This is a genomic window from Puerhibacterium puerhi (assembly GCF_009846865.1).
Classification (GTDB): Bacteria; Actinomycetota; Actinomycetes; order Actinomycetales; family Cellulomonadaceae; genus Puerhibacterium; species Puerhibacterium puerhi.
Genome location: NZ_WUWN01000004.1, coordinates 118,901 through 143,494 on the forward strand (window position 1 = coordinate 118,901; position 24,594 = coordinate 143,494).

General features: G+C 73.1%; 22 protein-coding genes. 9 read left to right on the forward strand and 13 right to left on the reverse strand.

The annotated features are described in order from the left end of the window. Positions 1–65: 65 nt before the first annotated feature. The gene (locus tag GSF02_RS19065; RefSeq protein WP_159793055.1) at positions 66–902 is read left to right on the forward strand and encodes an MmcQ/YjbR family DNA-binding protein; all 837 of its coding nucleotides are present in this window, start codon (positions 66–68) and stop codon (positions 900–902) included. Here the strand turns inward: GSF02_RS19065 and GSF02_RS19070 are convergent. Both GSF02_RS19070 and gdhA read right to left on the reverse strand, forming a co-directional pair. Beyond that, positions 889–2,370, reverse strand: a complete 1,482-nt coding sequence (locus tag GSF02_RS19070) for an aminotransferase class I/II-fold pyridoxal phosphate-dependent enzyme (protein WP_159793057.1) — start codon at positions 2,368–2,370, stop codon at positions 889–891. The two genes, GSF02_RS19065 and GSF02_RS19070, sit on opposite strands and share 14 nt — an antisense overlap. Positions 2,371–2,480: 110 nt before the next feature. Beyond that, on the reverse strand, positions 2,481–3,830 hold the full coding sequence (gdhA, locus tag GSF02_RS04250; RefSeq protein WP_159793059.1) for an NADP-specific glutamate dehydrogenase: 1,350 nt from the start codon (positions 3,828–3,830) through the stop codon (positions 2,481–2,483). A gap of 125 nt (positions 3,831–3,955) precedes the next feature. Between gdhA and GSF02_RS18980 the strand changes: the two genes are divergently transcribed. Together GSF02_RS18980 and GSF02_RS04260 are read left to right on the forward strand one after the other, a co-directional pair. After that, positions 3,956–4,606 (forward strand): hypothetical protein, encoded by a 651-nt coding sequence (locus GSF02_RS18980; protein ID WP_159793062.1) that lies wholly within the window; start codon positions 3,956–3,958, stop codon positions 4,604–4,606. Between the two features lie 80 nt (positions 4,607–4,686). Further along, positions 4,687–5,904 carry an MFS transporter gene (locus GSF02_RS04260; RefSeq protein ID WP_159793064.1) on the forward strand — a complete coding sequence of 406 codons (1,218 nt, stop codon included), beginning with the start codon at positions 4,687–4,689 and terminating at the stop codon, positions 5,902–5,904. A 46-nt stretch (positions 5,905–5,950) separates the two neighbouring features. Here GSF02_RS04260 and GSF02_RS04265 read toward each other — a convergent pair whose 3' ends face one another. Continuing rightward, entirely contained in the window at positions 5,951–6,325 is a 375-nt protein-coding gene (locus tag GSF02_RS04265; RefSeq protein ID WP_159793066.1) for a gamma-glutamylcyclotransferase family protein, read from the reverse strand. 68 nt (positions 6,326–6,393) lie between these two features. Next, entirely contained in the window at positions 6,394–7,230 is an 837-nt protein-coding gene (locus GSF02_RS04270) for a VOC family protein (protein ID WP_159793154.1), read from the reverse strand. 269 nt (positions 7,231–7,499) lie between these two features. Between GSF02_RS04270 and GSF02_RS04275 the strand changes: the two genes are divergently transcribed. The 5 genes from GSF02_RS04275 (at position 7,500) to GSF02_RS04295 (ending at position 13,515) form a co-directional block, all read left to right on the forward strand. Beyond that, on the forward strand, positions 7,500–8,867 hold the full coding sequence (locus GSF02_RS04275) for an NAD(P)H-dependent oxidoreductase (RefSeq protein ID WP_159793068.1): 1,368 nt from the start codon (positions 7,500–7,502) through the stop codon (positions 8,865–8,867). Between the two features lie 97 nt (positions 8,868–8,964). Continuing rightward, positions 8,965–9,708: a FadR/GntR family transcriptional regulator gene (locus tag GSF02_RS04280; RefSeq protein ID WP_159793070.1), complete on the forward strand. Its 744-nt coding sequence runs from the start codon at positions 8,965–8,967 to the stop codon at positions 9,706–9,708. Between the two features lie 76 nt (positions 9,709–9,784). Continuing rightward, positions 9,785–11,122 carry an MFS transporter gene (locus tag GSF02_RS04285; protein WP_328798994.1) on the forward strand — a complete coding sequence of 446 codons (1,338 nt, stop codon included), beginning with the start codon at positions 9,785–9,787 and terminating at the stop codon, positions 11,120–11,122. Positions 11,123–11,259: 137 nt separating this feature from the next. Beyond that, complete coding sequence (locus GSF02_RS04290; RefSeq protein ID WP_159793073.1) at positions 11,260–12,525, forward strand: four-carbon acid sugar kinase family protein; 1,266 nt, start codon at positions 11,260–11,262, stop codon at positions 12,523–12,525. Between the two features lie 105 nt (positions 12,526–12,630). Beyond that, positions 12,631–13,515, forward strand: coding sequence for a class II fructose-bisphosphate aldolase (locus GSF02_RS04295; RefSeq protein ID WP_159793075.1), 885 nt, complete (start codon positions 12,631–12,633; stop codon positions 13,513–13,515). A gap of 17 nt (positions 13,516–13,532) precedes the next feature. On the opposite strand, the gene GSF02_RS18525 is transcribed toward GSF02_RS04295, so the two are convergent. From GSF02_RS18525 to GSF02_RS04330, 7 genes are all read right to left on the reverse strand, one after another. Further along, positions 13,533–14,234 carry a glycerophosphodiester phosphodiesterase gene (locus GSF02_RS18525; RefSeq protein ID WP_201308783.1) on the reverse strand — a complete coding sequence of 234 codons (702 nt, stop codon included), beginning with the start codon at positions 14,232–14,234 and terminating at the stop codon, positions 13,533–13,535. Positions 14,235–14,324: 90 nt separating this feature from the next. Further along, complete coding sequence (locus GSF02_RS04305; protein ID WP_159793077.1) at positions 14,325–14,534, reverse strand: KTSC domain-containing protein; 210 nt, start codon at positions 14,532–14,534, stop codon at positions 14,325–14,327. 54 nt (positions 14,535–14,588) lie between these two features. Continuing rightward, complete coding sequence (locus GSF02_RS04310; protein ID WP_159793079.1) at positions 14,589–15,515, reverse strand: carbohydrate ABC transporter permease; 927 nt, start codon at positions 15,513–15,515, stop codon at positions 14,589–14,591. Then, positions 15,515–16,474 (reverse strand): carbohydrate ABC transporter permease, encoded by a 960-nt coding sequence (locus GSF02_RS04315; protein WP_159793081.1) that lies wholly within the window; start codon positions 16,472–16,474, stop codon positions 15,515–15,517. Before GSF02_RS04315 ends, GSF02_RS04310 begins: the two co-directional genes overlap by 1 nt. Positions 16,475–16,538: 64 nt before the next feature. Next, a complete protein-coding gene (locus GSF02_RS04320; RefSeq protein ID WP_159793084.1) occupies positions 16,539–17,927 on the reverse strand; it encodes an ABC transporter substrate-binding protein in 1,389 nt (462 codons plus the stop codon). A 28-nt stretch (positions 17,928–17,955) separates the two neighbouring features. After that, on the reverse strand, positions 17,956–19,587 hold the full coding sequence (locus tag GSF02_RS04325) for a glycoside hydrolase family 13 protein (RefSeq protein ID WP_235915351.1): 1,632 nt from the start codon (positions 19,585–19,587) through the stop codon (positions 17,956–17,958). Between the two features lie 62 nt (positions 19,588–19,649). Further along, the gene (locus GSF02_RS04330) at positions 19,650–20,666 is read right to left on the reverse strand and encodes a LacI family DNA-binding transcriptional regulator (protein WP_159793086.1); all 1,017 of its coding nucleotides are present in this window, start codon (positions 20,664–20,666) and stop codon (positions 19,650–19,652) included. Between the two features lie 302 nt (positions 20,667–20,968). Here GSF02_RS04330 and GSF02_RS04335 point away from each other — a divergent pair, with 302 nt between their 5' ends. Beyond that, positions 20,969–21,946, forward strand: coding sequence for an aldo/keto reductase (locus tag GSF02_RS04335; RefSeq protein ID WP_159793088.1), 978 nt, complete (start codon positions 20,969–20,971; stop codon positions 21,944–21,946). 50 nt (positions 21,947–21,996) lie between these two features. Here GSF02_RS04335 and GSF02_RS04340 read toward each other — a convergent pair whose 3' ends face one another. Continuing rightward, positions 21,997–22,872, reverse strand: a complete 876-nt coding sequence (locus GSF02_RS04340) for an NAD-dependent epimerase/dehydratase family protein (RefSeq protein ID WP_159793090.1) — start codon at positions 22,870–22,872, stop codon at positions 21,997–21,999. Positions 22,873–22,976: 104 nt separating this feature from the next. Next, positions 22,977–24,341: a replicative DNA helicase gene (dnaB, locus tag GSF02_RS04345; protein WP_159793092.1), complete on the reverse strand. Its 1,365-nt coding sequence runs from the start codon at positions 24,339–24,341 to the stop codon at positions 22,977–22,979. Between the last annotated feature and the right edge of the window lie 253 nt (positions 24,342–24,594).

Sequence of the window (24,594 nt, forward strand, 5' to 3'; positions counted from 1 at the left end):
CCTCGCAGCGCCACCGGGCGCCGCCGTCCGGGTGTCGCGGCGGCAGGTCGCCGCCGGGTGGCAGCATGGTCGCCGTGGAGCACCACGGCGTGTACGGCATCTGGACCGATCAACGGGGTGCCATCGTCGTGGTGCGCAAGGCCCGCGGCCCGTACACGGGACTGCTCGACCTGCCCGGCGGCAGCCCGGAGCTGGGCGAACCGCGCGAGGCGACACTTCGGCGTGAGCTCGCCGAGGAGTGCGGCATCGACGCGTTCAGGGTCCGGTCGTGGCACGCCGTCGACCTCGAGGTCGACCGGGACTCGCGCGGCCAGCCCATCGACTTCCGTCACCGCGGCGAGATCGCCCTGCTCGACGTCGACCAGGTGCCGACGCGCCGCCGCGGGGTCGAGGACGTCGCCGACGTCGAGCTGCACGACCTCGCCACACTGCCGACGGCGGAGTGCAGCCCGCTGCTGCTCGAAGGTCTGCGGCTGCTCACGGCGCACGGCTCGACGACGAGAGGAGACGACCTGGACGGCACCACCGTGCAGCAGGTCGCGGCACGAGCCGCGCTGGAGCTGCCCGAGGTCACGCTCGGGCACCCGTTCGGCCCCGACCACGACGTGTTCAAGGCCGTCGACAAGGTGTTCCTCATGGCCACCGAGGTGCGGGGCGAGCCGCTGGTGACGCTCAAGTGCGACCCGGAGCAGGCACGGGCGCTGTGCCAGGAGCTGGAAACCGTGACGCCCGGCTACCACATGAACAAGCGGCACTGGGTCTCGGTCCGCGGCGGGGCCGGGGTGACGCGGGAGCTCGTCGCCGAGCTCGTCGTCGACGCCTATCTGCTGGTCGTCGAGGGGCTCCCGCGCCACCGCCGGCCGGTGCTGCCGGACCACCTGCGCCGGCTCACGGAGCGGTGAGCTCCGCCTGCCGCTCCACCACCCGGATGCTGGTCAGCTCGGGGTCGGCGACGTCGGGCACGAGCATGCCCGCCTGCACCCCGGTGGTGAGGTAGTCGATCGCCTCCTGGGTGATCCGCTCGCCCGGCGCGAGGACGGGCACGCCCGGCGGGTAGGGGCTGGCCATCTCCGCGGCGATGCGCCCGACCGCCTCGGCCACGGGCACCTGCTCCGCGGGGCCGAAGAACGCGTCGCGCGGCGACATGACGGCCTCCAGCTCCAGCCCGCCGGGCGACGGGAGCGCCACCTGCGGGGACTTCTCGATCTCGCCGGCGTGCTCCACCAGCGCCCGCAGCGACTCGACCAGCCGCTGCTCGGTCCCGTCGTCGTCGGCGTGCGTGATCCGGCCGTTGACCCGGCACGTGTCGCCCGAGCCCAGGTCCACGTGCCGGTTGCCTCGCAGCCACTCCACCGCCTGGTAGCCGGTGATGCCCAGGCCGCGCACGTCGATCGTCAGCGCCAGCGGGTCGAGGTCGAACGCGCCGCCGGGGTGGAGGGTCTCGCGGCCCATGAGCGCGACGCCGTCGAGCTCCTCGACGGCGGCACGGACACGGTCGGCCCGGGCGATCGCCGCGCCCAGCAGCTCGGTGCCCTGCTCCACCATGTGGCGGCGCCAGCCGTCGAGCGTGGCGTACACGAGGCTGGAGGAGCTCGTGGTGCCCAGCAGGTCCTCGCGCTGCTTGAGCACCTGCGGGTTCACCAGGTCGCCCTGGAGGTGGAAGGTCGAGCTCTGCTCGACGGCCGCGCCCATCTTGTGCACGCTGGTGACGACGAGGTCGGCGCCGACGTTCATGCCCCACTCGGGCAGGCCCTCGTGGAACGGCAGGTGCGCGCCCCACGCCTCGTCGACGATCAGCGGCACGCCGTGGCGGTGGCACACCTCGGCCACGCCGCGGATGTCGGCACAGGTGCCCCAGTCCGTGGGCGAGATCAGCAGCATGCCCTTGGCGTCGGGGTTGTCCCGCAGCGCGCGCTCGACGTCGTCGGGCTCCGGCGGGTGCGCCAGGTGCAGGTCGGGGTCCCACTTCGGGTGCACCCACACCGGCTGGATGCCGCTGAGGATCACGCCGGCGATCACCGACTTGTGGGCGTTGCGCGAGACCAGCAGCCTCTCCCCCGGCCCGGCGACGGCCAGCATCGCCGTCTTGACCGACAGCGAGCTGCCGCAGGTGGAGAAGAAGCAGGTCTCGGCGCCGACGGCGTCGGCCATGAGCTCCTGCGCCTGCTCGAGCACGCCCTGCGACTGCCGCCGGTCGTCCAGGCCGTTGAGCGACAGCACGTCGGACGTGAACAGCCCCGCGCCGAGCACCTCCAGCACCCGCGGGTCGACCCCCCGGCCCTGCTTGTGGCCCGGCGGCCCGAACACGACGTCGTCGCGGCGGCGGAACTCCTCCAGCGCCTCGATGACGGGAACGCGGCTGTGGTCCACGGATGACACCTCCGGTGGTGGGGGACGGGCCGCCTCGATCGTGGCCCCGTCCCCCGCCGCCCGCACGGGCGGCCGGCGTCCCGGCCGGCCGCTGCGACCGCGACCCCGGCTCAGACCACGCCGAGGGCCACCATCGCGTCGGCGACCTGGGTGAACCCGGCGATGTTCGCGCCCGCCGCGTAGCTGCCCGGCTGGCCGTACTCCTCGGCCGTGGCGAGGCACCGGTCGTGGATGTCCGACATGATCCCGGCGAGCCGGCCCTCGGTGTACTCGAAGCTCCAGGAGTCGCGCGAGGCGTTCTGCTGCATCTCCAGCGCGCTGGTGGCCACGCCGCCGGCGTTGGCCGCCTTGCCCGGCGCGAACTGCACGCCCGCCTCGGCGAACAGGCGCACGGCGCCCGGCGTCGTCGGCATGTTGGCGCCCTCGGCGACCACGCGGACGCCGCCGCCCACCAGCGCCTTGGCCGCCGCCTCGTCGAGCTCGTTCTGCGTGGCGCACGGCAGCGCGACGTCGCACGCGACGTCCCACACGGAGCCGGACGCGCCCAGGACGGCGCCGCCGCCCCGCGCCTCCACGTAGTCGGCGATCCGCCCGCGCTGCTCGTTCTTGACGACCTTGAGCAGCTCGAGGTCGATCCCGGCGTCGTCGACGACGTAGCCGCTGGAGTCCGAGCAGGCCACGACGCGCCCGCCGAGCTGGTGCACCTTCTCGATGGCGTAGATGGCCACGTTCCCGGAGCCGGAGACGACGACGCGCTTGCCCTCCAGCGAGTCGCCGGCCGCGGCGAGCATCCGGTCGACGAAGAACACGACGCCGTAGCCGGTCGCCTCCGTGCGCACCTGCGAGCCGCCCCACGCCAGCCCCTTGCCGGTGAGCACGCCGGACTCGTACCGGTTGGTGATCCGCTTGTACTGGCCGAACAGGTAGCCGATCTCCCGGCCGCCGACGCCGATGTCGCCGGCGGGCACGTCGGTGTGCTCGCCGAGGTGGCGGTACAGCTCGGTCATGAACGACTGGCAGAAGCGCATGACCTCGGCGTCGGAGCGGCCCTTGGGGTCGAAGTCGGAGCCGCCCTTGCCGCCGCCGATCGGGAGCCCGGTCAGCGCGTTCTTGAAGATCTGCTCGAAGCCCAGGAACTTCACGATGCCCAGGTAGACGGACGGGTGGAACCGCAGCCCGCCCTTGTACGGCCCGAGCGCCGAGTTGAACTCCACCCGGAACCCGCGGTTGACCTGCGTGCGGCCGCGGTCGTCGAGCCACGGCACGCGGAAGATGATCTGCCGCTCCGGCTCGCAGAGGCGCTGGATCACGGCGGCGTCGACGTACTCGGGCCGCTTGGCGACGACCGGGCCGAGGCTCTCGAGCACCTCGTGCACCGCCTGGTGGAACTCGCGCTCGCCGGGATTCCTCGCGACGACGTCGTCGAAGACCGGCCGCAGAAGGTCGTGGAGCTCAGTCATGCGCCGACCCTAGCCACGCCCGCCCCCGGGCCCGCCGGCCGTCCGGTCCGTGGCACGGGCCGGAACCGACCACCGCCACCGTCCGTTGGACCACCATGACCGGACCCCACGTCCCGAGGAGCCCGATGTCCGTCCCGTCCCCCGCCCCCGCCTACCCGCGCGCGCTCCCCCGGGCGCTGGCGGCCGCCGTCGCCGGCGTGGCCACCACCGCCTACTACGCGACGCCCGACTTCATCGCCGGCCGCACGGCGCGCGGCTGGGCCAAGGCCGGCCTGTCGGTGGCGATCCTGGCCGCGTCCGTGCCCGACTTCGTGGCCGCCCGCGCCGCGACGAGGGCCGAGGCGCAGGCCCGCGTGGCCGCCTGGGGCGCCGGGCCCGCGCAGGACGCCGAGGTGGAGGCGTCCGAGGGCTCGCTCGTCGACCTCGACGCCGACCCGGCCGACGACCTGCCCGACAACACGCTCGCCCCCACGGCCGACGACGCGCTCGCCCGGATGGCCGAGCAGGCCGACGAGCTCCCCGGCCGCGCGAAGGCGGTGATCGCGGGGCTCGGCGCCGGCGCGCTCCTCGGCAGCGTCGCGCTGACGGTCGCGGCGGAGCGGTGGGTCTTCCGCAGGGGCGAGGCGCGCGCCGCGGCGGGCAAGCGGTGGCCGCACACGGCCCCCGCGGTGCTGTACGGGGCCCTCGCCGCCGCCGTCGCGCTGCTGCCGGACGACGTCGGCACACCGGCGGCCGGCACCACGAGCGGCCGGGAGAGCGGCCCGGCGGCCCGCTAGGCTGGAGCCACTCAGGGAATTCCTGCGCGCCGGAGTACGGGTGGGTCGGCGCGCGGCGTCGTGCACCCCGAGAGGTCCCGTTGACCGTCGACCCCACCACCGCCCGCGCCGCCTACGCGGAGCTCCCCCGCCGCGCCGGCGCGTGGTTCCTGCCGATCGCCTTCGGCGCCCGGCTGCCCTTCTCCATGGTGACCATCGGCGCGCTGCTGCTGGTCACCGCCACGTCCGGCTCCGTCGCCCTCGGCGGCCTCGCCTCCGCCGCGGTCGCGCTCGGCACCGCCGTCGGCGGCCCGACCCAGGGCGTGCTCGCCGACCGCACGGGCCAGCGGCCCGTGCTCCTGGTCGCCACCCTCCTGGAGACCGCGGCGCTGCTCGCGCTCGTGCGCCTGGCGACCGCCGGCGCCCCCGCACCAGCCGTGCTGGGCGCCGCGGCGCTCGTCGGGCTCGCCGCCCCGCAGGTCGGCCCGCTGATCCGTGTGCGCTGGCTCGCGCTCACGGCCGGCGACCCGCGCACGCTGCGCGCTGCCATGAGCTACGAGAGCACCGCCGACGAGGTGAGCTTCGTGCTCGGCCCGGCGCTCGTCGGCGTCCTGGCCACCGCCGGATCCCCCGCGACGACGCTGGTGGTCGCCGCCGTGTGCTGCGCCGTGCTCGGCACCGCCGTGGCGCTGCACCCCACCGCGGCGCTGCGCGCCGCCGTCGACCACCGCGCCCACGCGCCGCTGGCGGCGCTGGTGCGCAGCGTCGCCCTGCCCGCCGGCGGGATGGTCGCCATGGGGCTGCTGTTCGGCGGCACCCAGACGGCGATCACGGCGTTCATGGGCGACGCCGGCCACGAGGGCTCGGCGGGGCTGGTCTACGCCGTGATGGGCGTGGGCTCGGCGATCACCGCGCTGTCCGTCGCCGCGCTGCCCGCCGCCTGGGCGCAGCGCGGCCGGTGGATCTCGTTCGCCGCCGGCCTCACCGTCGGGACGACGCTCGTGCTCGGCGCGGCGACGAGCGGCTCGGTGCCCCTGCTGATCGCCGCCGTGGCGCTGACCGGCCTGTTCGTCGGGCCGGTCATGGTCACCGTCTTCACCGTGGGTGGCGAGCGGGCGCCGGGCTCCCGCGCGTCCGCCGCGATGACGATGCTGGCCAGCGCGAACGTGCTGGGCGTCGCGCTCGGCGCCTCGGTCGCCGGCCGCCTGGCGGAGAGCGGCGGCACGGCGAGCGCCTTCGCGGTGCCGCTCACCGCCGCGGTGCTGCTCGTGGTGGCCGGGGTCGCGCTGCGCGAGGGGCGGGTGCGGGCCCGGCGGTGAGCGCGGGTGCGGGCCCGCCGGTGAGCGCGGGTGCGGCCCCGGCGCGTCAGGCCGACGTGCGCGGCGGCTCCCCCGCCGCCTCGGTGACCTCGGTCGCCGCGAGGTACACCCACGCCTGCGCGCCCGAGGCCAGCGGCCGCAGCGCCCGGGCGTAGTCGGCCACCTCGTACGCGTCCGCCGCGGCCAGCTCGGCGTCGTCGAGCCGCAGGCACGCGCCCGGGACCTGGTCGGCGACGCCGGCGCGCACCAGGATCGGGTGCTCGTCGCTGCCGCTGGTCGCGATCACCCGCGGGTCGGTGATCCGCACCGTGCCCAGCCGGTAGCCGACCAGGGCGTCCGGCGTCGTCGGCACCTCGCGCCCGAAGAGCGCGCGCTGGACGTCGGGCAGGCGGAGGGTGCCATAGGAGAAGAGCAGGTGCACGGGCCGAGCGTGGCAGCCCGGCGGGCGCCGGCGCCAGCGTCCGGCGCCGTGGTTGCTCCCGCAGCGCCTCAGCCGGCGTCGGGCGTGGCGACCTCGATGGCGTTGCCCCACGGGTCGGCGAAGCCCAGCGTGCGCCCGTCGTGCCGGGTCGCGACGCCGTGGTGGCGCAGCCGCTCGTCCAGGGCTCCGAGGTCGTCGTCGCCGGGCAGCAGGATGCGCACCTGGCCCAGGCCGAGCGTGAGCTGCCGGCGCCCCGCGCCGCGGCTGCGCCAGGTGTTCATCGCCATGTGGTGGTGGTAGCCGCCGGCGCTGACGAACAGCGCCTGCGGGCCGAAGGTCGCCGTGGTCTCGAAGCCGAGCCGGTCGACGTAGAACTCTCGCGCCGTGGCGACGTCGCCGACGCTGAGGTGCACGTGCCCGACGCGGCCCGGCCGGGCCGGCGCCGCCGCGGCGGCCTCCTGCGTGAGGTGCTCGCGCAGGAACGCGTTCGGGTCGAGCATCAGCGAGTCCATCTCGACCTGCCCGTGCACCCAGCTCCACCGGCTGCGGTCGCGGTCCCAGTACAGCTCGACGCCGTTGCCCTCCGGGTCGTCGAAGTAGAACGCCTGCGAGACGAGGTGGTCGGCGCTGCCGGTGAAGGACTGCGGGTGGGCGCGGGCGACCGAGTAGACCGCAGCGGCCAGGTCGGCCTGCGTGTCGAAGAGGATCGCCGTGTGGTAGAGCCCGGCGTCCCGCGGGCCGGCGTGCCGCAGCTCCGGCGCGTGCTCGAGCACGACGATCGGGGTGCTCCCCCGCCCCAGCACGGCCTGCGAGCCGTCGGCGGCCAGCACCGTGAGGGTCACGGCGTCGCGGTAGTAGGCGGTCATCCGGTCCAGGTCCGCGACCCGCAGGGTGACGGCGCCCATCGCCGTGTCGGCGGCGAGGCGGTCCAGGGACGGGGCGGTCACGGGTGCTCCTGACGACGGCACGGCTGCTCACTTGTAGGTACAACTATCACCGTAACAGGCGCCGGCCACCCGGACAACGAGTCGCCGAGCGACCGTGAGGGGAATTCCTTCTCCTGGCTTGACAGGGACTCTGCGATGCGGTCACCCTACCTGCGGACAGATGGTCAGACCTTCATCCCAGGGTCGCCCCTGTCAGCGCACTCATGTCTACGAAGGAGTAGGACTGCATGAACCTGTACTCGCTGATGCAGCAGCGCACCGCGGAGTCGGGCCCCATCCGGGTCGGCGTCATCGGGGCCGGCAAGTTCGCCTCGATGTTCCTCACCCAGGCCGTCGGCTCGGCCGGGATCCACGTCGTCGGGGTCGCCGACATCGACGTGGCGAAGGCGAAGGCCGCTCTCGCGCGCACGGGCTGGCCGGCCGAGCGCTACGCCGCCGCCTCTCTCGACGAGGCAGCGCGCACCGGTGGCACCGCCGTGATCGACTCGGCCGACGCGCTGCTGGTGCACCCCGCGGTCGAGGTCATCCTCGAGATCACCGGCAATCCCATCGTGGGGACGTACCACGCAGTCACGGCGATCGACAACGGCAAGCACGTCGTCATGGTCAACGTCGAGGCGGACTGCATGGTCGGTCCGCTGCTGCAGCGCCGCGCCCAGCAGGCGGGGGTCGTCTACTCGATGGCCTACGGCGACCAACCAGCACTCATCTCGGAGCTCGTGGACTGGTGCCGCACCGTCGGCTTCGACGTCGTCGCCGCCGGCAAGGGCACGAAGTACCTGCCCGAGTACAACTACTCGACCCCCGACACCGTGTGGAACTACTACGGCTTCACCGACGAGCAGCTCGCTTCCGGCGACTACAACCCGAAGATGTTCAACTCGTTCCTGGACGGCACGAAGTCGGCGATCGAGATGGCGGCCGTCGCGAACGGCACCGGGCTGATCCCGCAGGACGAAGGCCTCAACTTCACGCCGGCAGGTGTCGACGACCTGTCGTCGCTGATCATCCCCGCGGCCAACGGCGGCACCCTCAGCCGCAAGGGCACGGTGGAGATCGTCTCCAGCCTCAACCGTGACGGCTCGGACGTCTTCCGCGACCTGCGCTGGGGCGTCTACGTGACGTTCGAGGCCGTGACCGACTACGCCGTGCAGTGCTTCGCCGAGTATGGCGTCAAGACCGACCCCTCCGGCCGTTTCGGCGAGCTGTACCGCCCGTACCACATGATCGGCCTGGAGCTCCCGGTCTCGATCGCTTCGGCAGTCCTGCGCGGAGAGCCCACGGGTGCCCCGACCGGCTTCCGCGGCGACGTCGTCACGACAGCAAAGAAGGACCTCCGCGCCGGCGAGACCCTCGACGGTGAGGGCGGTTACACGGTTTTCGGGAAGCTCGCTCCTGCGGCGACCTCGCTCGAGCGCCGCGCCCTCCCGCTGGGCCTGGCGCACGGCGCCAAGCTGATCCGCGACGTCCCGAAGGACCAGACGGTCTCCTGGGACGACGTGGAGCTCGACGAGACGCAGTTCGCCACACGCATCCGCCGCGAGCTCGAGGCCGAGTTCCGGGCTGAGCATGCCGAGGCGGCGATGGTCGGCTGACCGGATCCAGCGGCCGAGCGCTCGAGCCGGGAAACTACGATGAACGGCGTCAGGCGCGGGGGCCGCGTCGACGAGCGACTCGGGGAGTTGACGCGGCGTGACGGCAGGCGGTGGCTGGGAGCCCGTGCAGCGGGTCCGCACGTACGAGCAGGTGATGGCGCAGATCGAGGAGCGGATCCTCGACGGGCGTCTGAAGGCGGGCGACCATCTGCCGAGCGAGCGAGAGCTCGCGGCTCTCCTCGGGGTCTCCCGGCCCTCGCTGCGGGAGTCGCTGCGGGTCCTCGAGGCGCTCGGCGTCGTGGACATCCGGCGCGGCGGCGAGGGCGGCGCGATCCTGCTGGACGCCCCTGGCGGCGGGCTCGTCAACCTGCTCAAGCTGCAGCTCTCGCTCGGCCACTTCAGCTGGAACGACGTCCTCGGCACGCGGTTGGCGCTCGAGTCGTGGGCGGTCACCGAGGCTGCCCAGCGTGCTCGGGACGAGGACTTCCAGGAGCTCGCCGCGATCTTGGACCGCATGGAGGCTCCCGAGATCGAGACGCCGGAGTTCAACCGGCTCGATGCGGCCTTCCACCTGCGCATCGCGGAATCGACCGGCAACGCGCTCCTGGCGCACCTCATGGGGTCGCTCCGCGTGGCGATCCACCGCCAGATGATCGAGATGTACGCGCAGCTCGAGGACTGGCGCGAGACCGCCAAGGTCGTCCGGGCCGAGCACCGCGACATCTTGGCGGCCATCGCCGCACGAGACGCCGAGCGGGCCACCCGTCTCGTGCGCGAGCACATCACGGACTTCTACAACATCGGACACTTCGGCGGGGAGTCGACGCTGGGTCAGGGCTGACGCCCAGCCGGCGCCGCTCCCGTCGTGGGAGCGCGGCGCCGGCCACGACTCCCCGTATCAAGGGAGATATGACCCAGTGACCACCACCACCATGACGCCCGCGCTCGCCGCCCGGGCGAAGGACGGATCACCCGACAAGCTGCGCACCGCCATCGGCAGCGCGGTCGGGACGACGATCGAGAACTACGACTTCCTCGCGTACGGCACCGCTGCCGCGCTGTACTTCAACGATGCCTTCTTCCACCAGGACGACCCCGTGGTGGGCGTCCTCCTGGGCTTCCTCACGTTCGGCGTCGGATTTGCGGTGCGACCGGTCGGCGGTCTCATCGGCGGCTACCTGGGCGACCGCATCGGTCGCAAGCCCGTGCTCGTCGGTGCGCTCATCGTCATGGGCGTCGCGACCGTGCTCATCGGGCTGCTGCCGACGTACGCGCAGGTCGGCGTCGCGGCACCGCTGCTGCTGTCGCTCATCCGCGTGATCCAGGGCCTGGCGTTCGGCGCGGAGTGGGGCGGCGCCATCCTGATGACCTACGAGCACGCCCCGTGGCGCTCCCGGGGCAAGTACACCGGCATCCCCCAGGCCGGCGTGCCGCTGGGCGTGCTGCTCGCGAACGTGGTGTTCCTCTTCTCGTCCACGCTGGACTCCGAGCTGGCCTGGCGGCTGCCGTTCCTGCTCAGCACCGTCCTGATCATCGCCGGCATGATCATCCGCCTCAAGGTCTCCGAGAGCCCGGAGTTCGAGGAGACCAAGGAGAAGGGGCTGGTCGTCAAGAACCCGCTGCGCGAGGTGATCCGGAACGACTGGCGCACCATCCTCCGCGTGATCGGCCTGCGCCTGGCAGAGTCCGGCGGCTTCTACGTCATCGTGACGTACATGCTCTCCTACCTGACCGGTGGGGACGACCCGATCACCGAGCGAGCGACGGCGCTCACGGGTCTCGTGACGGCCGCGGCCCTCGGCGTCGTGACGACGATCCTGTTCGGCGCGCTCACCGACAAGGTCGGCCGCCGACCCGTCTACCTGCTCGGCACGGTCATGCTGATCGTGTTCGCCTTCCCCATGTTCCTGCTGGTGAACACGGGAGTCCCGTTCCTCATCGTGTTCGTCTACATCGTCGGCATGTCGCTCATCCACGACGCCCTCGCGGGCACCCAGGGGCCGTGGTTCGCCGAGCTGTTCAGCACCAACACCCGTTCCTCGGGGGCCTCCATCGGCTACCAGTTCTCGGCGGCGATCTCCGGCTTCATCCCGATGATCGCCACCGCTGTCGCGATCCCGCTCGGGTGGTCCGGGGTGGCCCTCGTCTACATGGCTGTCGGTGTGATCGGTCTGATCGCCACGCTCATGACCCGTGAGACGTGGGGCCCCGGCCAGCGCGCCGAGGTCGAGGCGTTCGTCGCGCGGTCCCGCTGACCGCTCGCGGTGCGGGGCGGGTGCGCACCCACGCGCCCGCCCCGCACCGCCGAGCCGACGACGCCGGGCACCACGGCCATCGCCGCCCCCACCACGATCACCACCACGATCACCACCACGACGCATGGAAGGCACGCATGAAGACGATCGTCCTGGACGACGACCCCACGGGTACGCAGTCGGCCACGGGGGTGCGGGTCCTGCTCGAGAGCGACTCGGACCTGCTCACTGCCGCGCTGCGCGACGCCGACAGCGTGTACGTGCAGACGAACAGCCGAGCTCTGCACGAGGCCGATGCCGTCGCGCTCGTGCGCCGCATCCGCGAGGACGGCGAGGAGGCGGCTCGCCGCCTGGGCACGCAGGTGCGGTTCGTGCTGCGGGGCGACTCGACCCTGCGCGGCCACGTCTTCGCCGAGACGGAGGCACTCCTCGACGGCGACGCCGTCATGCTCTTCGTGCCGGCGTTCCCCGCCGGCGGTCGCACGACGATCGACGGCACGCACCTGGTGCGCATCGGTGACCGCCTGCTGCCGGCCCACGAGACCGAGTACGCGGACGACCCGGTGTTCCCCTTCTCGACGGGCGTGCTGGTCGACTACGTCGCCGAGAAGTCCGGCCGGCCCGCGGTGCACGTGCCCCTGGTCGGCGTCCGCGGCGACACGCTCGCCGGGGTCCTCGAGCAGGCGGAGCCCGGCAGCGTGGTGCTCCCGGACGTCGAGACGGACGACGACGTGCGGGCGATTGCGCGTGCTGTCGAGGTCGCGACCACCGCCGGCGCGCACGTCGTCGTGCGCAGCGCCGCCCCGCTCGCGGCGGCTCTCGCCGGCGTGCAGAGCGAGGGCCTGCTCCCCTCGCCGCTCGTCGACGCGGCGGCGCCCACGCTCCTCGTGTGCGGGTCGCACACGGCGGGCGCCACGGCGCAGCTCGAGCCGGTCCTGGCGACCTGGGGCGCCGCCTCCGTCGTGTCGACCGCCGCCGCGCTCGACGCTCCGCACGCCGCGGGCGTCGCAGCCGCGGACGACGCTCGAGTTCAGCTCGCCGCGCGGCCGCTGGCCATCGTGACCACGGAGCGGAGGCGCGCTGCCGAGCACGGCACGCTCGACCACGGCGAGCGCGTGATGACCGCGCTGACCACGAGCGTGCGGGAGCTCCTGCCACAGGTATCCGTCATCGTGTCCAAGGGCGGGATCACCTCGGCCGAGGTCGCGCGCACGGGCATCGGCGCGACGTCCGCGCTCGTGCTCGGCCAGGTCCTGCCGGGCGTCTCGGTGTGGCAGATGTCCGCCCACGACGGCCGCGAGATCCTCTACGTGGTCGTGCCGGGCAACGTCGGTGGCCCCGACACCCTCGAGCGGGTGCTCGACGCCGTCGGCCTGCCCGCTGCAACCGCAGTCGTGGCCTAGGGCTCTCCCACCGAGGCGGTCACCCGCCTCGACCCCGCACCCCCCTGACCGGCCGCTCACGGCGAGCGCCGTCACATCCGGCCACCACCATCGCGAAGGAGCATCATGCGCGCGAACCTCAGCGCCATCGTCCGATCCGCCCTCGACCGCGGGCGCGCAGCGGCCGCCTTCACCTGCTACGACCTGACGACGGCGACCGGCGTCGTCGACGTGGCCACCGAGCTGGGCGAGGGCGTCGTGCTGCTCGTCTCCCCCTCGACCGCCGCGAAGCCCTACGGGCCGCACCTCGTGCGGGCCCTGCGGGCGCTCGCCGACGATGCTGCGGTCCCGGTGTCGGTGCAGCTCGACCACGCCGCCGACCTCGACCTGATCGTGCGAACCGTGGACGCCGGTGCCGACGCGGTCCTGGTGGACGGGTCCAAGGCGGGTTATACGGGGAACGTGGCCCTGCTCCGGCGGGCACGCGAGCGGCTGAGCGGGAGGCACGTCGTCCTCGAGGCCGAGCTCGGCCGCATCGAGGGCAACGAGGACGTCGCCGCCCTCATCGCGTCGGGCGCCGGCGAGCTCACCGACCCCGGTGAGGCAGCCCAGTTCGTCCGTGACACCGAGGTCGACCTCCTGGCCGTGTCGATCGGCAACGTGCACGGCAGGTACCTGGGAGAGCCTGTCCTCGACCATGCGCGGCTCTCCGCGATCGCAGCGGCCGTCGACGTCCCGCTGGTGCTGCACGGTGCGTCGGGCCTGCCCACCGAGACGGTGCGTCGCTGCGTCGCTGCGGGGGTGGGCAAGATCAACGTCAACACGGAGCTGCGCCGGGCGGTCCTCGAGTGCCTCACCGCGGAGGCGCCCGGCGCCCTCGAGCACGGAGCCAACATCGAGTCCCTCCTGGGCTCGTGGGTTGCCGCCACGCGCCGCCCGGTCCTGCAGGTGATGGAGGCGTTCACCGCGTCGGAGGAAGCAGCCGCTCACACCGCAGACGCTCGAGCCTGACCGGCGACCGCGCCGGCTCAGCCGGCGGCCAGCACCGCGTCGCGGACCGCGAGCGTCGCGGCCGGGTCGTCCGCCGTCGTGCCGCGGAAGCCGGCGTCGATCGCGCGGCGCACTGCCTCCGCGTCGTCGCACGGCCCGACGAACGCCAGCCCGCCCGCGGCGGCGAACGCCGCCGCGGCGGGCGTGCCCGCCAGGTCCCACGGCAGGTAGAGCCGGTCGACGCCGAGGCGCGACGCCGTCGCGACGGCCTCGGCGTCGCCGCGGGCGCAGATGAGGCCGACGTGCCACCACCGCCCCGGCAGCAGCGCGGGCACGAGCGCCTCGGGCCGGAAGCTGGTCACGACGACGGCGCCCGGCCGGCCGCGCCGCTCCGCGAGCGCCGCCAGCACGCCCGTGGTGGCGGCGGGCGCCTTCACCTCGACCTGGAAGCTCATCGCGGGCAGCGCGTCGAGCACCTCGGCCAGGCGCGGGATGCGCTCGCCCCGCCCGGCGTCGAGGGCGGCGAGGTCGGCCCAGTCGTGGTCGGCGACGGCGCCGCGGCCGTCCGTGGTGCGCTCGAGCGTCTCGTCGTGGATGACCACGAGCTCCCCGTCGCGCGACAGGTGCACGTCGAGCTCGATCTCGTCCGCGCCGACGTCGGCGGCCAGGCGGAACGAGCGCATCGTGTTCTCCGGCGCGTGCGCCATGGCCCCGCGGTGCCCCGCGACCAGGAACCCCATCCGTCACCCCTCGGGTCGTGGACCGCGCCGACCGCGGTCGGGGCATGCCTACCGGGCGCCGGTGACCGGGGGGTGGACGGCGGGTGACCGTCAGTCGTAGTGCTGCCGGAAGCGGTGGTGCAGCACCTGCTGGCCGACCTCCCGCCACGGGTGGGGCTGGAGCATCCGGGCGTACAGGTCGGGGTCGACGTCGAAGTAGTCGTAGCTGTCGCCGCTGTGGAACTGCACGCGCAGCACCCGGCGGGCCGGGTCGTAGCCGACGGCGCGGACGGCGTCCGAGACGATGCGCGTCATCCTCATCCCGTCGAGCCTGGGCGGCCCGGCCCCGGGCGGCAACCCCCGCAGCGGGCGGCCTCAGCCCTTGACCGCCCCGCCGAGCCCGGCGCTGGACAGGAAGGTGCGCTGGAACAGCAGGAAGAGCGCCAGCGGGATGAGCGTCGCGATCGCGAGCGCCGCGAGGAACACGCCCAGGTCGGTGGAGCCGGCGATCGCCGGCAGGCGCACCGACAGGGGCTGGATCGCCGGGTCCTTGAGCACCAGCAGCGGCCAGAGGAAGTCCTTCCAGCTCGCGATGACCGCGAACACCGACACCACGCCGAGGATCGGCTTGGACATCGGCAGCACCACCGACCAGAACAGCCGGTACGGCCCGGCGCCGTCGACGCGGGCGGCCTCGAAGACCTCCCGGGGCAGGTTGTCGAAGAAGCGCCGCACCAGCAGCACGTTGAACGCGCTCGCCCCCGCGGGCAGCCACACCGACCAGAAGCTGTTGATCAGCGACCGGCCCAGCAGCGGCGGGTCCAGGATCGTCAGGTAGAGCGGCACCAGCAGCACGACGGCGGGGATGAACATGGTCGCCAGGACCATCCCCTCGACGACCTTGCCGTAGCGGGGCCGCAGCACGGACAGCACGTACCCGCCGCTCGTGGCGACCACCATCTGCGACGCCCACGACCCGAGCGCCAGCCACACGGTGTTGAGGAAGTACCGGCTGACCTGGACCTCGTTCCAGGCCTGGCCGAGGTTCTCCCAGCGCACGCCGTTCGGGAACACCGCCATGGGGCTGCTCAGGATGTCCTGCGTCGGCGTCACCGCGAACTTGGCGAGCAGCAGCATCGGGCCGAGGCCGGCGACGACGAGGACCACGAGCAGGAGCACGTGCGTGACGGACAGGGTGATCCGGACTCCGGGGCGGCGCCAGTCCGCCGCGGACACCGCGCCGCGGTCGGGCGCGGCGGCGGGGCGGCGCCGGCGGGTCGGGGGTGCGAGGCGCTCGGCCATCAGGCGCTCCAGGAGCGGGTGAGACGGAAGTAGAGGGCGGAGAACAGCGCGAGGACGACGGCGAGCATCAGCGACAGCGCGGTGGCGGCGCCGTAGTTGCCGCCGAGCGAGTTCTCGAAGGCGTAGCGGTAGATGAGCAGCAGCACGGTCACCGTCGAGTTGGCGGGGCCGCCGCCGGTGAACAGGTACGGCTCGAGGAACACCTGGGCGGTGCCGATGACCTGCAGGATCAGCGTGATGAACAGGACGCCGCGCAGCTGCGGCAGGGTGACGTGCCAGACCTTGCGCCAGATGCCGGCGCCGTCGACCTCGGCGGCGTCGTACAGCTCGGGCGGCACCGACAGCAGCGCCGCCAGGTAGATGATCACGGTCCCGCCGGCTCCCGCCCAGGTGGCCGCGAGCACGAGGGACGGCATCGCCGTCGACTGGTCCTGCAGCCACGGGAACGGGCCGAGGCCCACCCAGCCGAGGACGGTGTTGAACACGCCTGTCGGGCTCGCGTCGTAGAACACCTTCCACAGCAGCACCGCGACCACCGGGGGCACGACGACGGGCAGGTAGGCCAGCGCCGAGTACAGCCCCTTGAGCCGGCGGACCTCGCTCATGAGCACGGCGGCCAGCAGCGGCACCGGGTACCCGATGACCAGCGCCAGGAGCGCGAACCACAGGGTGTTCTTCACCGCCACGGCGAGCAGCGGGTCGTGGAGCACGTACTCGAAGTTGGCGAGCCCGACCCACTGCGCGGGGGTGACGAGGTTGGTCTTCTGGAAGCTCATCACCAGCGACCGGACGATCGGCCACCAGGAGAACAGCCCGAAGATCACGAGGACCGGCAGGAGGAACACCAGGGTGTGCGCGCCGCCGCCGCGCCACCAGGTCGCGGGGGTGCGGCGGGCACGACGGCGGACGACCGCGGCGCGGGCGGCCGGCGGTGCGGGTCGGGTGGAGACGGTGGTCATGCGAGCCCCTTCACGTGCGCGACGGCCGGCGGCCGGGCACCGTCGGGCGCCCGGCCGCCGCGCGTCACTCCTGGTCGAGCAGGGCCTGCGCCTGCGTGTTCGCCGTCTCGAGCAGCGCCGGGATGTCGGCGCCCTCGTCCGTGAGCACCGCCTGGACCACCGGGTCCAGCAGCGCGTAGACCTCCTGGGTCTTGACCGACGGCTCGCCGACGAGCGGCAGGTCGAACATCGAGTCGGTGTAGGACGTCATCTGGTCCAGCGGGACGTTGATGTAGTCCTTGATCCACTCCTGGTTCTGCTCGTACTGCGCCTGGTCGAACATGGGCAGCACGGGCGTGCCGACGGGCTGGTCGTTCGCCGTCAGGGTCTTCGCGTCGGCGACGGCGCGGTCCTCGTCGACGAGCTTGCCGGTGTAGAAGAAGTCGATCCACCTGATGGCGGCGTCCTTGATCTCCTCGCTCGCCCCGGCGGGGACGGCGGCCAGGGTGCCGCCGGTGAGCACGCCGGCGTCGTCGCCCTCCAGCGGCAGCGCGGCGAGGCCGTAGACCTCGGGGTCCAGGCCGTTCGTCTGCACCATCGACGTGTACACGTCGGAGCCCGAGGTGAACATCGCGACCTGCCCGGCCGCGAAGGCCTCGTTGATGGTGCCCCAGTCCAGCAGGTAGTTCGACCCCAGGGAGTCGTCCTCCCACCGCATGTCGTGCAGCCACTGCAGCGCCTCGACGGTCGCCGGGTCGTCGAGCGTCGAGGTCGCCCGGCCGTCGCCGTCGACCTCCTGGACGCGACCGCCGCGCGCGTAGCTGTTCACGGTGAGCTGCCAGCCGCCGGTGTTGTTCTGCGACATCTGCATGTAGCCGGCGACGCCGGGGTTGGCGTCGGCGATCTTCTTGGCGGCCGCGCGGACCTCGTCCCAGGTGGTCGGCGGCTGGTCGGGGTCGAGGCCCGCCTTCTCGAAGAGGTCGCGCCGGTAGTGCAGCCCCACGCCGTAGACGTTCTTGGCCGGGATCGCGTAGACCTTGCCGTCCTCGCCGGTGCCGGCGTCGAGGATCGCGGGGTTGAACCTGTCGGCGTACGGCAGCGTCCGCAGCTGCGCGTCCATGTCGGCGAGCTGGCCGTTCGCGATGAGCGTCTTGGCGTCGGTGAACGGGATCTCGAAGACGTCGGGCAGCGTGCCGCCGGCGAGCTGGGCGGCGAACGTCGTCGCCTTCCACTCGTACTCCTCGGGCACGACGTCGATGTCGGGGTTCGCCTCCTCGAACTCCGCCACCTGGGCGTCGAAGGCGTCGATCGCGGCCTGCTCCGAGCCCGGCAGCAGGGACACGACGCGCAGGGTGATCCTGCCGTCGGCGTCGGCGTCGGTGGCGCCGTCGTCGCCGGACGAGGTGCAGGCGGTCAGCGTGAGGGCCAGGGCCCCTGCCACGGTCAGTGCCGTGGCACGGCGTGCGGACTTCATCGTCACTCCTCGAGGTGGTGGGAAGGGGTCAGAGCCGGAACCACGCGGCGGTGTCCGTGGGGACGCCGCCGTCCGGGGTCAGGGGTCCGCTCGCCAGGAGCGCGGTCGCACCCGCGGGGGCGGCGACGGCGCCGCCGCCGAGGTTGACGACGCACGCGAGCCGTGACCCGCGGCGGAAGGCGACGACGTCGTCGCCCAGGTCGAGCCACTGCAGGTCGCCCTCGGCGAGGGCGGCCTGCTCGCGCCGCACGCGCAGCAGCTCGCGGTACAGGGTGAGCATCGAGGCCGGGTCCTCGGACTGGGCCTCGACCGACCGCTCGCCCCAGTCGGCCGGCTGCGGGAGCCACGGCGCCGCGCCGTCGTCGGGCCCGAACCCGAGGCTCACGCCGGTGCGGGTCCACGGCAGCGGCACCCGGCAGCCGTCGCGGCCCGGGTCGACGCCGCCGGAGCGGAAGTGCATCGGGTCCTCGATGAGCTCGCGGGGCAGGTCCTCGACCTCCGGCAGGCCGAGCTCGTCGCCCTGGTAGACGTACATGGCCCCGGGCAGGGCCCCGACCAGCAGGGCCGCGGCCCGCGCGCGGCGCGTGCCGCGCGCGAGGTCCGTCGGCGTGCCGAACCGCTTGCGGGCGAACGCGAAGGACGAGTCCGCGCGGCCGTAGCGGGTGACCGGGCGGGTCACGTCGTGGTTCGACAGCACCCAGGTGGGTGTCGCGCCCACGGGGGCGTGCACCTCGAGGGTCGTGCGGATCGACTCGCGCAGCTCCTTGGCGTCCCACGGGCGGGCCATGAAGTCGAAGTTGAAGGCCGTGTGCATCTCGTCGGGGCGCAGGAACCGCGTGAAGCGCTCGACGTCGGGCAGCCACACCTCGCCGACGAGGATGCGCTCGTCGGGGTAGGAGGAGGCGATCGCGCGCCAGGACCGGTAGATGTCGTGCAGCTCGTCGCGGTCGACGTGCGGGTGCTCGCCCGGCCCGGGCGTGGCGGGCACCTCGGGCAGCGCCGGGTCCTTGACCAGCAGGGCCGCGGAGTCGATCCGGATGCCCGCGGCACCGCGGTCGAACCAGAAGCGCAGGATCTCCTCGTGCTCGCGGCGCACGTCCGGGTGGTCCCAGTTGAGGTCGGGCTGCTCGGGGCTGAACAGGTGCAGGTACCACTCCCCCGGCGTCCCGTCGGGGTTCGTCGTCCGCGTCCACGTGCCGCCGGAGAAGTCGGACACCCAGCGGGTGGGTGGCGTGTCCCCGCCCGGGCCCTTGCCCGGGCGGAACCAGAACCGCGCACGCTCGGGCGAGCCGGGCCCCGCCGCGAGCGCCTCCTGGAACCACCGGTGCTGGACCGACACGTGGTTGGGGACGACGTCGACTATGGTGCGGATCCCCAGGGCGAGCGCGTCGCGGATGAGCGCCTCGGCGTCCTCGAGCGTGCCGAACCGCGGGTCGATGGCCCGGTAGTCGGCGACGTCGTAGCCGCCGTCCGCGAGGGGCGAGGCGTACCACGGGGTGAACCACACCGCGTCGACGCCGAGCGCCGCCAGGTAGGGCAGGCGGGCACGGACGCCCGCGAGGTCGCCCGTCCCGTCGCCGTCACCGTCGGCGAACGACCGGGGGTACACCTGATAGATCGCCGCGTGGCGCCACCAGGCGCCTGGCTCCGTTGCCGTCACACCTCGACCGTAAGAAGCCGACAGCCGCAGCGCAAGGATTAAACAGCGCCGTTATCGAATCTCTACCTCGGCTCGGTCGGGGCCGTCGTCGTCGAGCCACGGACCACCAGCTCCGGCTCGAAGAGCAGCTCGTCGTGGGGCACCTCCTCGCCGGCCACCGCCGCCGCCAGGATGTCCACGGCGGCCCGCCCCATCGCCTCGATCGGCTGGCGCACCGTGGTGAGGGCCGGGTCCGTGAGGTTCATGAGCGCCGAGTCGTCGAACCCGACGACCGAGACGTCGCGCGGCACGCTGAGCCCGGCCCGGCGGGCGGCGCGCACCGCGCCGAGGGCGAGCGGGTCGCTCGCGCAGACGATCGCCGTGGCCCCGGCGTCGAGCAGCCGGTTGGCGCTCGCCTGGCCGCTCTCGATCGAGTACTGGGAGTGCACCACGAGGCCCTCGTCCAGCGCGACGCCGTGGCGGGCGCACCACTCGCGCGCGGCGTCGAGCTTGCGCTCGGAGGGCACGTGGTCCCCGGGGCCGAGCAGGAAGCCGATGCGCGCGTGCCCGAGCGCGACGAGGTGGCCCAGGGCCAGGTGCACCGCCACGAGGTCGTCGCAGGAGACGCGGGGGAACGTCAGCTCCTCGATCGCGGCGTTGACGAGCACCACCGGGAGCCCGCGCTCGGCCAGCAGCCGGTAGTGGCCGTGCTCCTTGCCGCGCTCGGCGTAGAAGCCGCCGGCGAAGATCACGCCGGAGACCTGCTGCCCCAGCAGCAGCTCGACGTACTCCGCCTCCGAGACGCCGCCGGCGCTGCGGGTGCACAGCACGGGCGTGTAGCCCTGCTGCGCGAGGGCGCCGCCCACCACCTCGGCGAACGCGGGGAAGATCGGGTTGGCCAGCTCGGGCAGCACCAGGCCGACGAGCCGGCCGCGGTCGCCGCGCAGCTTCACGGGCCGCTCGTAGCCCAGCACGTCGAGCGCGGTGAGCACGGCGGCGCGCGTGGACTCGGAGACCCCCGGCTTGCCGTTGAGCACCCGGCTCACGGTGGCCTCGCTGACCCCGACCTTCTTCGCCACCTCGGCGAGACGTCTCGACATGGGTTCCACAGTAGTGGCTCGTCGCAAGAATCGCGCAGCTCCTTGCAAGCACTTGCGCTGCCGTCCCCCGCGCGCCCGACGACCCGCAGATCACCCGTTCCGGGCGAGCGGGGCCGGCCCGTGCTGCGGTGACGTGGGAGGGCCGGCCCCGGCGGGTGATCCTCCCCCCTGCGACCACCCGCCGGGGCCGGACCTGTGCCGACGGCGGTCCTGGACGTCGGCGCGCGCGGGCGCCCGGCGGGTGGAGGATCGCCTCGACACTCCCACGACACTCCCCACGACACTCCTGCGGAAGGTGCGCGATGGAACACATCAATCTCGGACGGTCCGGCCTGCGCGTCTCGCGCATCGTCCTGGGGTGCATGAGCTACGGGGACCCGCAGCGCGGCGCCCACCCGTGGAGCCTCACCGAGGAGGACAGCCGGCCGCTGATCAAGGCCGCGCTCGAGGCCGGCATCACCACGTTCGACACCGCCGACGTCTACTCCGACGGAACCAGCGAGGAGTTCGTGGGCCGGGCCCTGAAGGACTTCGCCCGCCGGGACGAGGTGGTCATCGCCACCAAGGTCCACGGGCGCATGGGGCCGGGCGCCAACCAGGCCGGCCTGTCGCGCGCGCACATCCTGTCGGCGATCGACGACAGCCTGCGCCGGCTCGGGACCGACCACGTCGACCTCTACCAGATCCACCGGTGGGACCCGCACACCCCCATCGAGGAGACGATGGAGGCCCTGCACGACGTCGTGCGGGCCGGCAAGGCCAGGTACATCGGGGCCTCGTCCATGTGGGCGTGGCAGTTCAGCAAGGCGCAGCACGTCGCCCGCGCGAACGGCTGGACCCCCTTCGTGTCCATGCAGGACCAGTACAACCTCCTGCAGCGCGAGGAGGAGCGCGAGATGCACCCGCTGTGCCTGGACGAGCGGGTCGGCGTGCTGCCGTGGTCGCCCCTCGCCCGCGGCCGCCTCACGCGCGACTGGGACCAGACCACCGCCCGGTCCGACACCGACGCGTTCGGCAGGACGCTCTACCGGAACGAGGAGGAGGCCAACCGGCAGATCGTGGCGGCGGTCGCGGCCGTCGCCGTGCGGCGCGGGGTCTCCCGGGCCCAGGTCGCGCTGGCGTGGCTGCGGCAGCAGACGGCGGTCACCGCCCCGATCGTGGGGGTCACCAAGCCGCACCACCTGACCGACGCCGTCGCCTCCCTGGACCTCGAGCTCGACCGCGAGGAGCTGGACGCGCTCGAGGCGCCCTACACCCCGCGGGCGCCCGAGGGCTTCTGACCGTCCCGTCCCGGCCCGGGCCCACGCGGGGCCCGGGCCGAGGCGGCCGGCTACACGTGCATCGGGCGCTGCACCCGGTCGATCCAGCTGTACTGCGGCTCGTACCCCAGCTCGCGGCGGGCCTTGGCGATGCTGAGCAGCGTGACGCGCCCCGACACGTCCCCACGCACCGGGATGTCGGCGTAGCGGCCGGTGAGCACCGTCACGTTGTCCGCGCGCAGCACCGTGTCCGCCGCGGCGATGATGAAGACCTCCGCCCCGCGCCGGTCCGCCTGCAGCGCCAGCCGCACCGCCTGGGCGCCGTCGCGGGCGTCGATGTACCCCCACAGGTTCCACGCCCGCAGGCTCGGGTCGTCCTGCCAGGAGTCGAACCGGGCGTAGTCCTCGTCGGTCATGACGTTGGAGAACCGCAGCCCGATCAGCGAGGCCTGCGGGTCCCACCGGGCGAAGTGCCGCGCCACCTCCTCGTCCACCGCCTTGCCCAGCGAGTAGCTCGACTGCGGCCGCACCGGCTGCTCCTCGTCGACCGGGAGGTACGGCGGCAGCTCGTCGAACGGCAGGCCGAGCAGCGTCTCGCTGGACGCCCAGACCACCTTGCGCACGCCCGCCGCCCGGGCGGCGGCGAACACGTTGTACGTCGCCGCCGTGTTGTTCCGGAAGATCACCGCGTTGGGGGCCATGCCGGGCGCCGGGATCGCGCCGAGGTGGACGACGCCGTCGAAGGCGCCGCCGCGGTCGTCGGTCTGGCCCGCGACCGCCTCCAGCACCTGGCCGTAGTCGGCCAGGTCCAGCACCGTGCTGGTCACCCCGTCGCGCGCCGGCACCGGCGCGCGGTCGACCGCGTGCACCGCGTGGCCGTGCTCGACCAGGTCGTCCACCACCGCTCGCCCGAGCTTGCCGGCCGCACCCGTCACCAAGAACCTCATGCTCCACCTCCGTAGCCAGACAGCGTCGTCCGCACCCGCACAACCTACGGGCACGGCGGACGTCGAGGCGGGACGGCACCCGCTGCCGGGACGCGTGAGGCGCGTCAGGACTGCATGTCGACGAACCGCGAGTAGTGGCCCTGGAACGCCACCGTGATCGTGTCGGTGGGGCCGTTGCGGTGCTTGGCCACGATGAGGTCGGCCTCGCCGGCGCGCGGCGACTCCTTCTCGTAGGCGTCCTCGCGGTGCAGCAGGATCACCATGTCGGCGTCCTGCTCGATCGAGCCGGACTCACGCAGGTCCGACATCTGCGGCTTCTTGTCGCCGCGCTGCTCAGGACCACGGTTCAGCTGCGACAGCGCGATGACCGGCACCTCGAGCTCCTTGGCCAGCAGCTTGAGCGCGCGGGAGAACTCCGAGACCTCCTGCTGGCGGGACTCGACGCGCTTGCCCGAGCTCATGAGCTGCAGGTAGTCGATCACCACGAGCTTGAGGTCGTGCCGCTGCTTGAGGCGGCGCGCCTTGGCGCGGATCTCGGTGAGCGACATGTTGGGCGAGTCGTCCACGAACAGCGGCGCCTCGGACACCTTGCCCATCACCTTGGCGAGCTTCTGCCAGTCGTCCTCGCCCATGTTGCCGTTGCGCAGCTTCTGCAGGTGCACGCGCGCCTCGGCCGACAGCAGACGCATGGTGATCTCGTTGCGGCTCATCTCGAGCGAGAAGACGACCGAGGTCATCCCGTGCTTGATCGACGCCGACCGAGCCATGTCGATCGCGAGCGTCGACTTGCCGATGGCCGGTCGGGCGGCGATGACGATCATCTGGCCGGGGTGCAGGCCGTTGGTCAGCCGGTCGAGGTCGGAGAACCCGGTGGGCACGCCCGTCATGCCCTCGCCGCGGTTGCCCGCCGCCTCGATCTCGTCCATCGTGCCGCCGATGATCTCGGACAGCGGCAGGTAGTCCTCGCTGGTGCGCCGCTCGGTGACGGCGTAGATCTCCGCCTGGGCGTTGTTGACGATGTCCTCGACCTCGCCGCCCTCGGAGGCGTAGCCGAGCTGCACGATGCGCGTGCCAGCCTCGACCAGGCGGCGCAGCACCGCCCGCTCGCGCACGATCCGCGCGTAGTACCCGGCGTTCGCCGCCGTCGGCACGCCCGCCATGAGGTCGTGCAGGTACGGGGCCCCGCCCACGCGCCCCAGCTCGCCGCGCTTCTGCAGCTCGGCGGCCACCGTGATCGCGTCGGCCGGCTCGCCGCGGCCGTACAGGTCGAGGATCGCGTCGTAGATCTGCTCGTGGGCCGGCTTGTAGAAGTCGGTCCCGCGGATCTGCTCGACGACGTCGGCGATGGCGTCCTTGCTGAGCAGCATGCCGCCCAGCACGCTCATCTCCGCGTTGATGTCCTGCGGCGGGGTGCGGTCGAACGCGGTCGAGCTCCCCCGGTAGGAAGACTCGAGCTCCTCGATCGACATGCGGCTCCTCGCTCCCTGCTCCCCCATGGACGGCGCGTGCGTCGCGCCTCGGCCCCGGCTTCTGGCCTTCGTTCTACCGTGGGCCACCGACACCCGCGCCGACGCTAGGCGCGCCGCCCCACCTGGGGCAAGGAGCCCTGTGGACACAGGTGTGGACATACCTGTGGAAGGGTGGTCCGTGGTTGTGCACGTGCCGTGGACAAGGCTGTGCACAACTGGGGAAATCTCCTGTGTACAGCCGTGTAAGTCGTCT

Excerpts from the sequence above, each read along its gene's own strand:
- GSF02_RS19065 (WP_159793055.1), top strand. The coding sequence starts at position 66 with ATGGTCGCCGTGGAGCACCACGGCGTGTACGGCATCTGGACCGATCAA.
- gdhA (WP_159793059.1), bottom strand. The coding sequence starts at position 3,830 with ATGACTGAGCTCCACGACCTTCTGCGGCCGGTCTTCGACGACGTCGTC.
- GSF02_RS18980 (WP_159793062.1), top strand. The coding sequence starts at position 3,956 with ATGTCCGTCCCGTCCCCCGCCCCCGCCTACCCGCGCGCGCTCCCCCGG.
- GSF02_RS04270 (WP_159793154.1), bottom strand. The coding sequence starts at position 7,230 with ATGGGCGCCGTCACCCTGCGGGTCGCGGACCTGGACCGGATGACCGCC.
- GSF02_RS04275 (WP_159793068.1), top strand. The coding sequence starts at position 7,500 with ATGAACCTGTACTCGCTGATGCAGCAGCGCACCGCGGAGTCGGGCCCC.
- GSF02_RS04290 (WP_159793073.1), top strand. The coding sequence starts at position 11,260 with ATGAAGACGATCGTCCTGGACGACGACCCCACGGGTACGCAGTCGGCC.
- GSF02_RS04295 (WP_159793075.1), top strand. The coding sequence starts at position 12,631 with ATGCGCGCGAACCTCAGCGCCATCGTCCGATCCGCCCTCGACCGCGGG.
- GSF02_RS18525 (WP_201308783.1), bottom strand. The coding sequence starts at position 14,234 with ATGGGGTTCCTGGTCGCGGGGCACCGCGGGGCCATGGCGCACGCGCCG.
- GSF02_RS04305 (WP_159793077.1), bottom strand. The coding sequence starts at position 14,534 with ATGAGGATGACGCGCATCGTCTCGGACGCCGTCCGCGCCGTCGGCTAC.
- GSF02_RS04310 (WP_159793079.1), bottom strand. The coding sequence starts at position 15,515 with ATGGCCGAGCGCCTCGCACCCCCGACCCGCCGGCGCCGCCCCGCCGCC.
- GSF02_RS04315 (WP_159793081.1), bottom strand. The coding sequence starts at position 16,474 with ATGACCACCGTCTCCACCCGACCCGCACCGCCGGCCGCCCGCGCCGCG.
- GSF02_RS04320 (WP_159793084.1), bottom strand. The coding sequence starts at position 17,927 with ATGAAGTCCGCACGCCGTGCCACGGCACTGACCGTGGCAGGGGCCCTG.
- GSF02_RS04330 (WP_159793086.1), bottom strand. The coding sequence starts at position 20,666 with ATGTCGAGACGTCTCGCCGAGGTGGCGAAGAAGGTCGGGGTCAGCGAG.
- GSF02_RS04335 (WP_159793088.1), top strand. The coding sequence starts at position 20,969 with ATGGAACACATCAATCTCGGACGGTCCGGCCTGCGCGTCTCGCGCATC.
- GSF02_RS04340 (WP_159793090.1), bottom strand. The coding sequence starts at position 22,872 with ATGAGGTTCTTGGTGACGGGTGCGGCCGGCAAGCTCGGGCGAGCGGTG.
- dnaB (WP_159793092.1), bottom strand. The coding sequence starts at position 24,341 with ATGTCGATCGAGGAGCTCGAGTCTTCCTACCGGGGGAGCTCGACCGCG.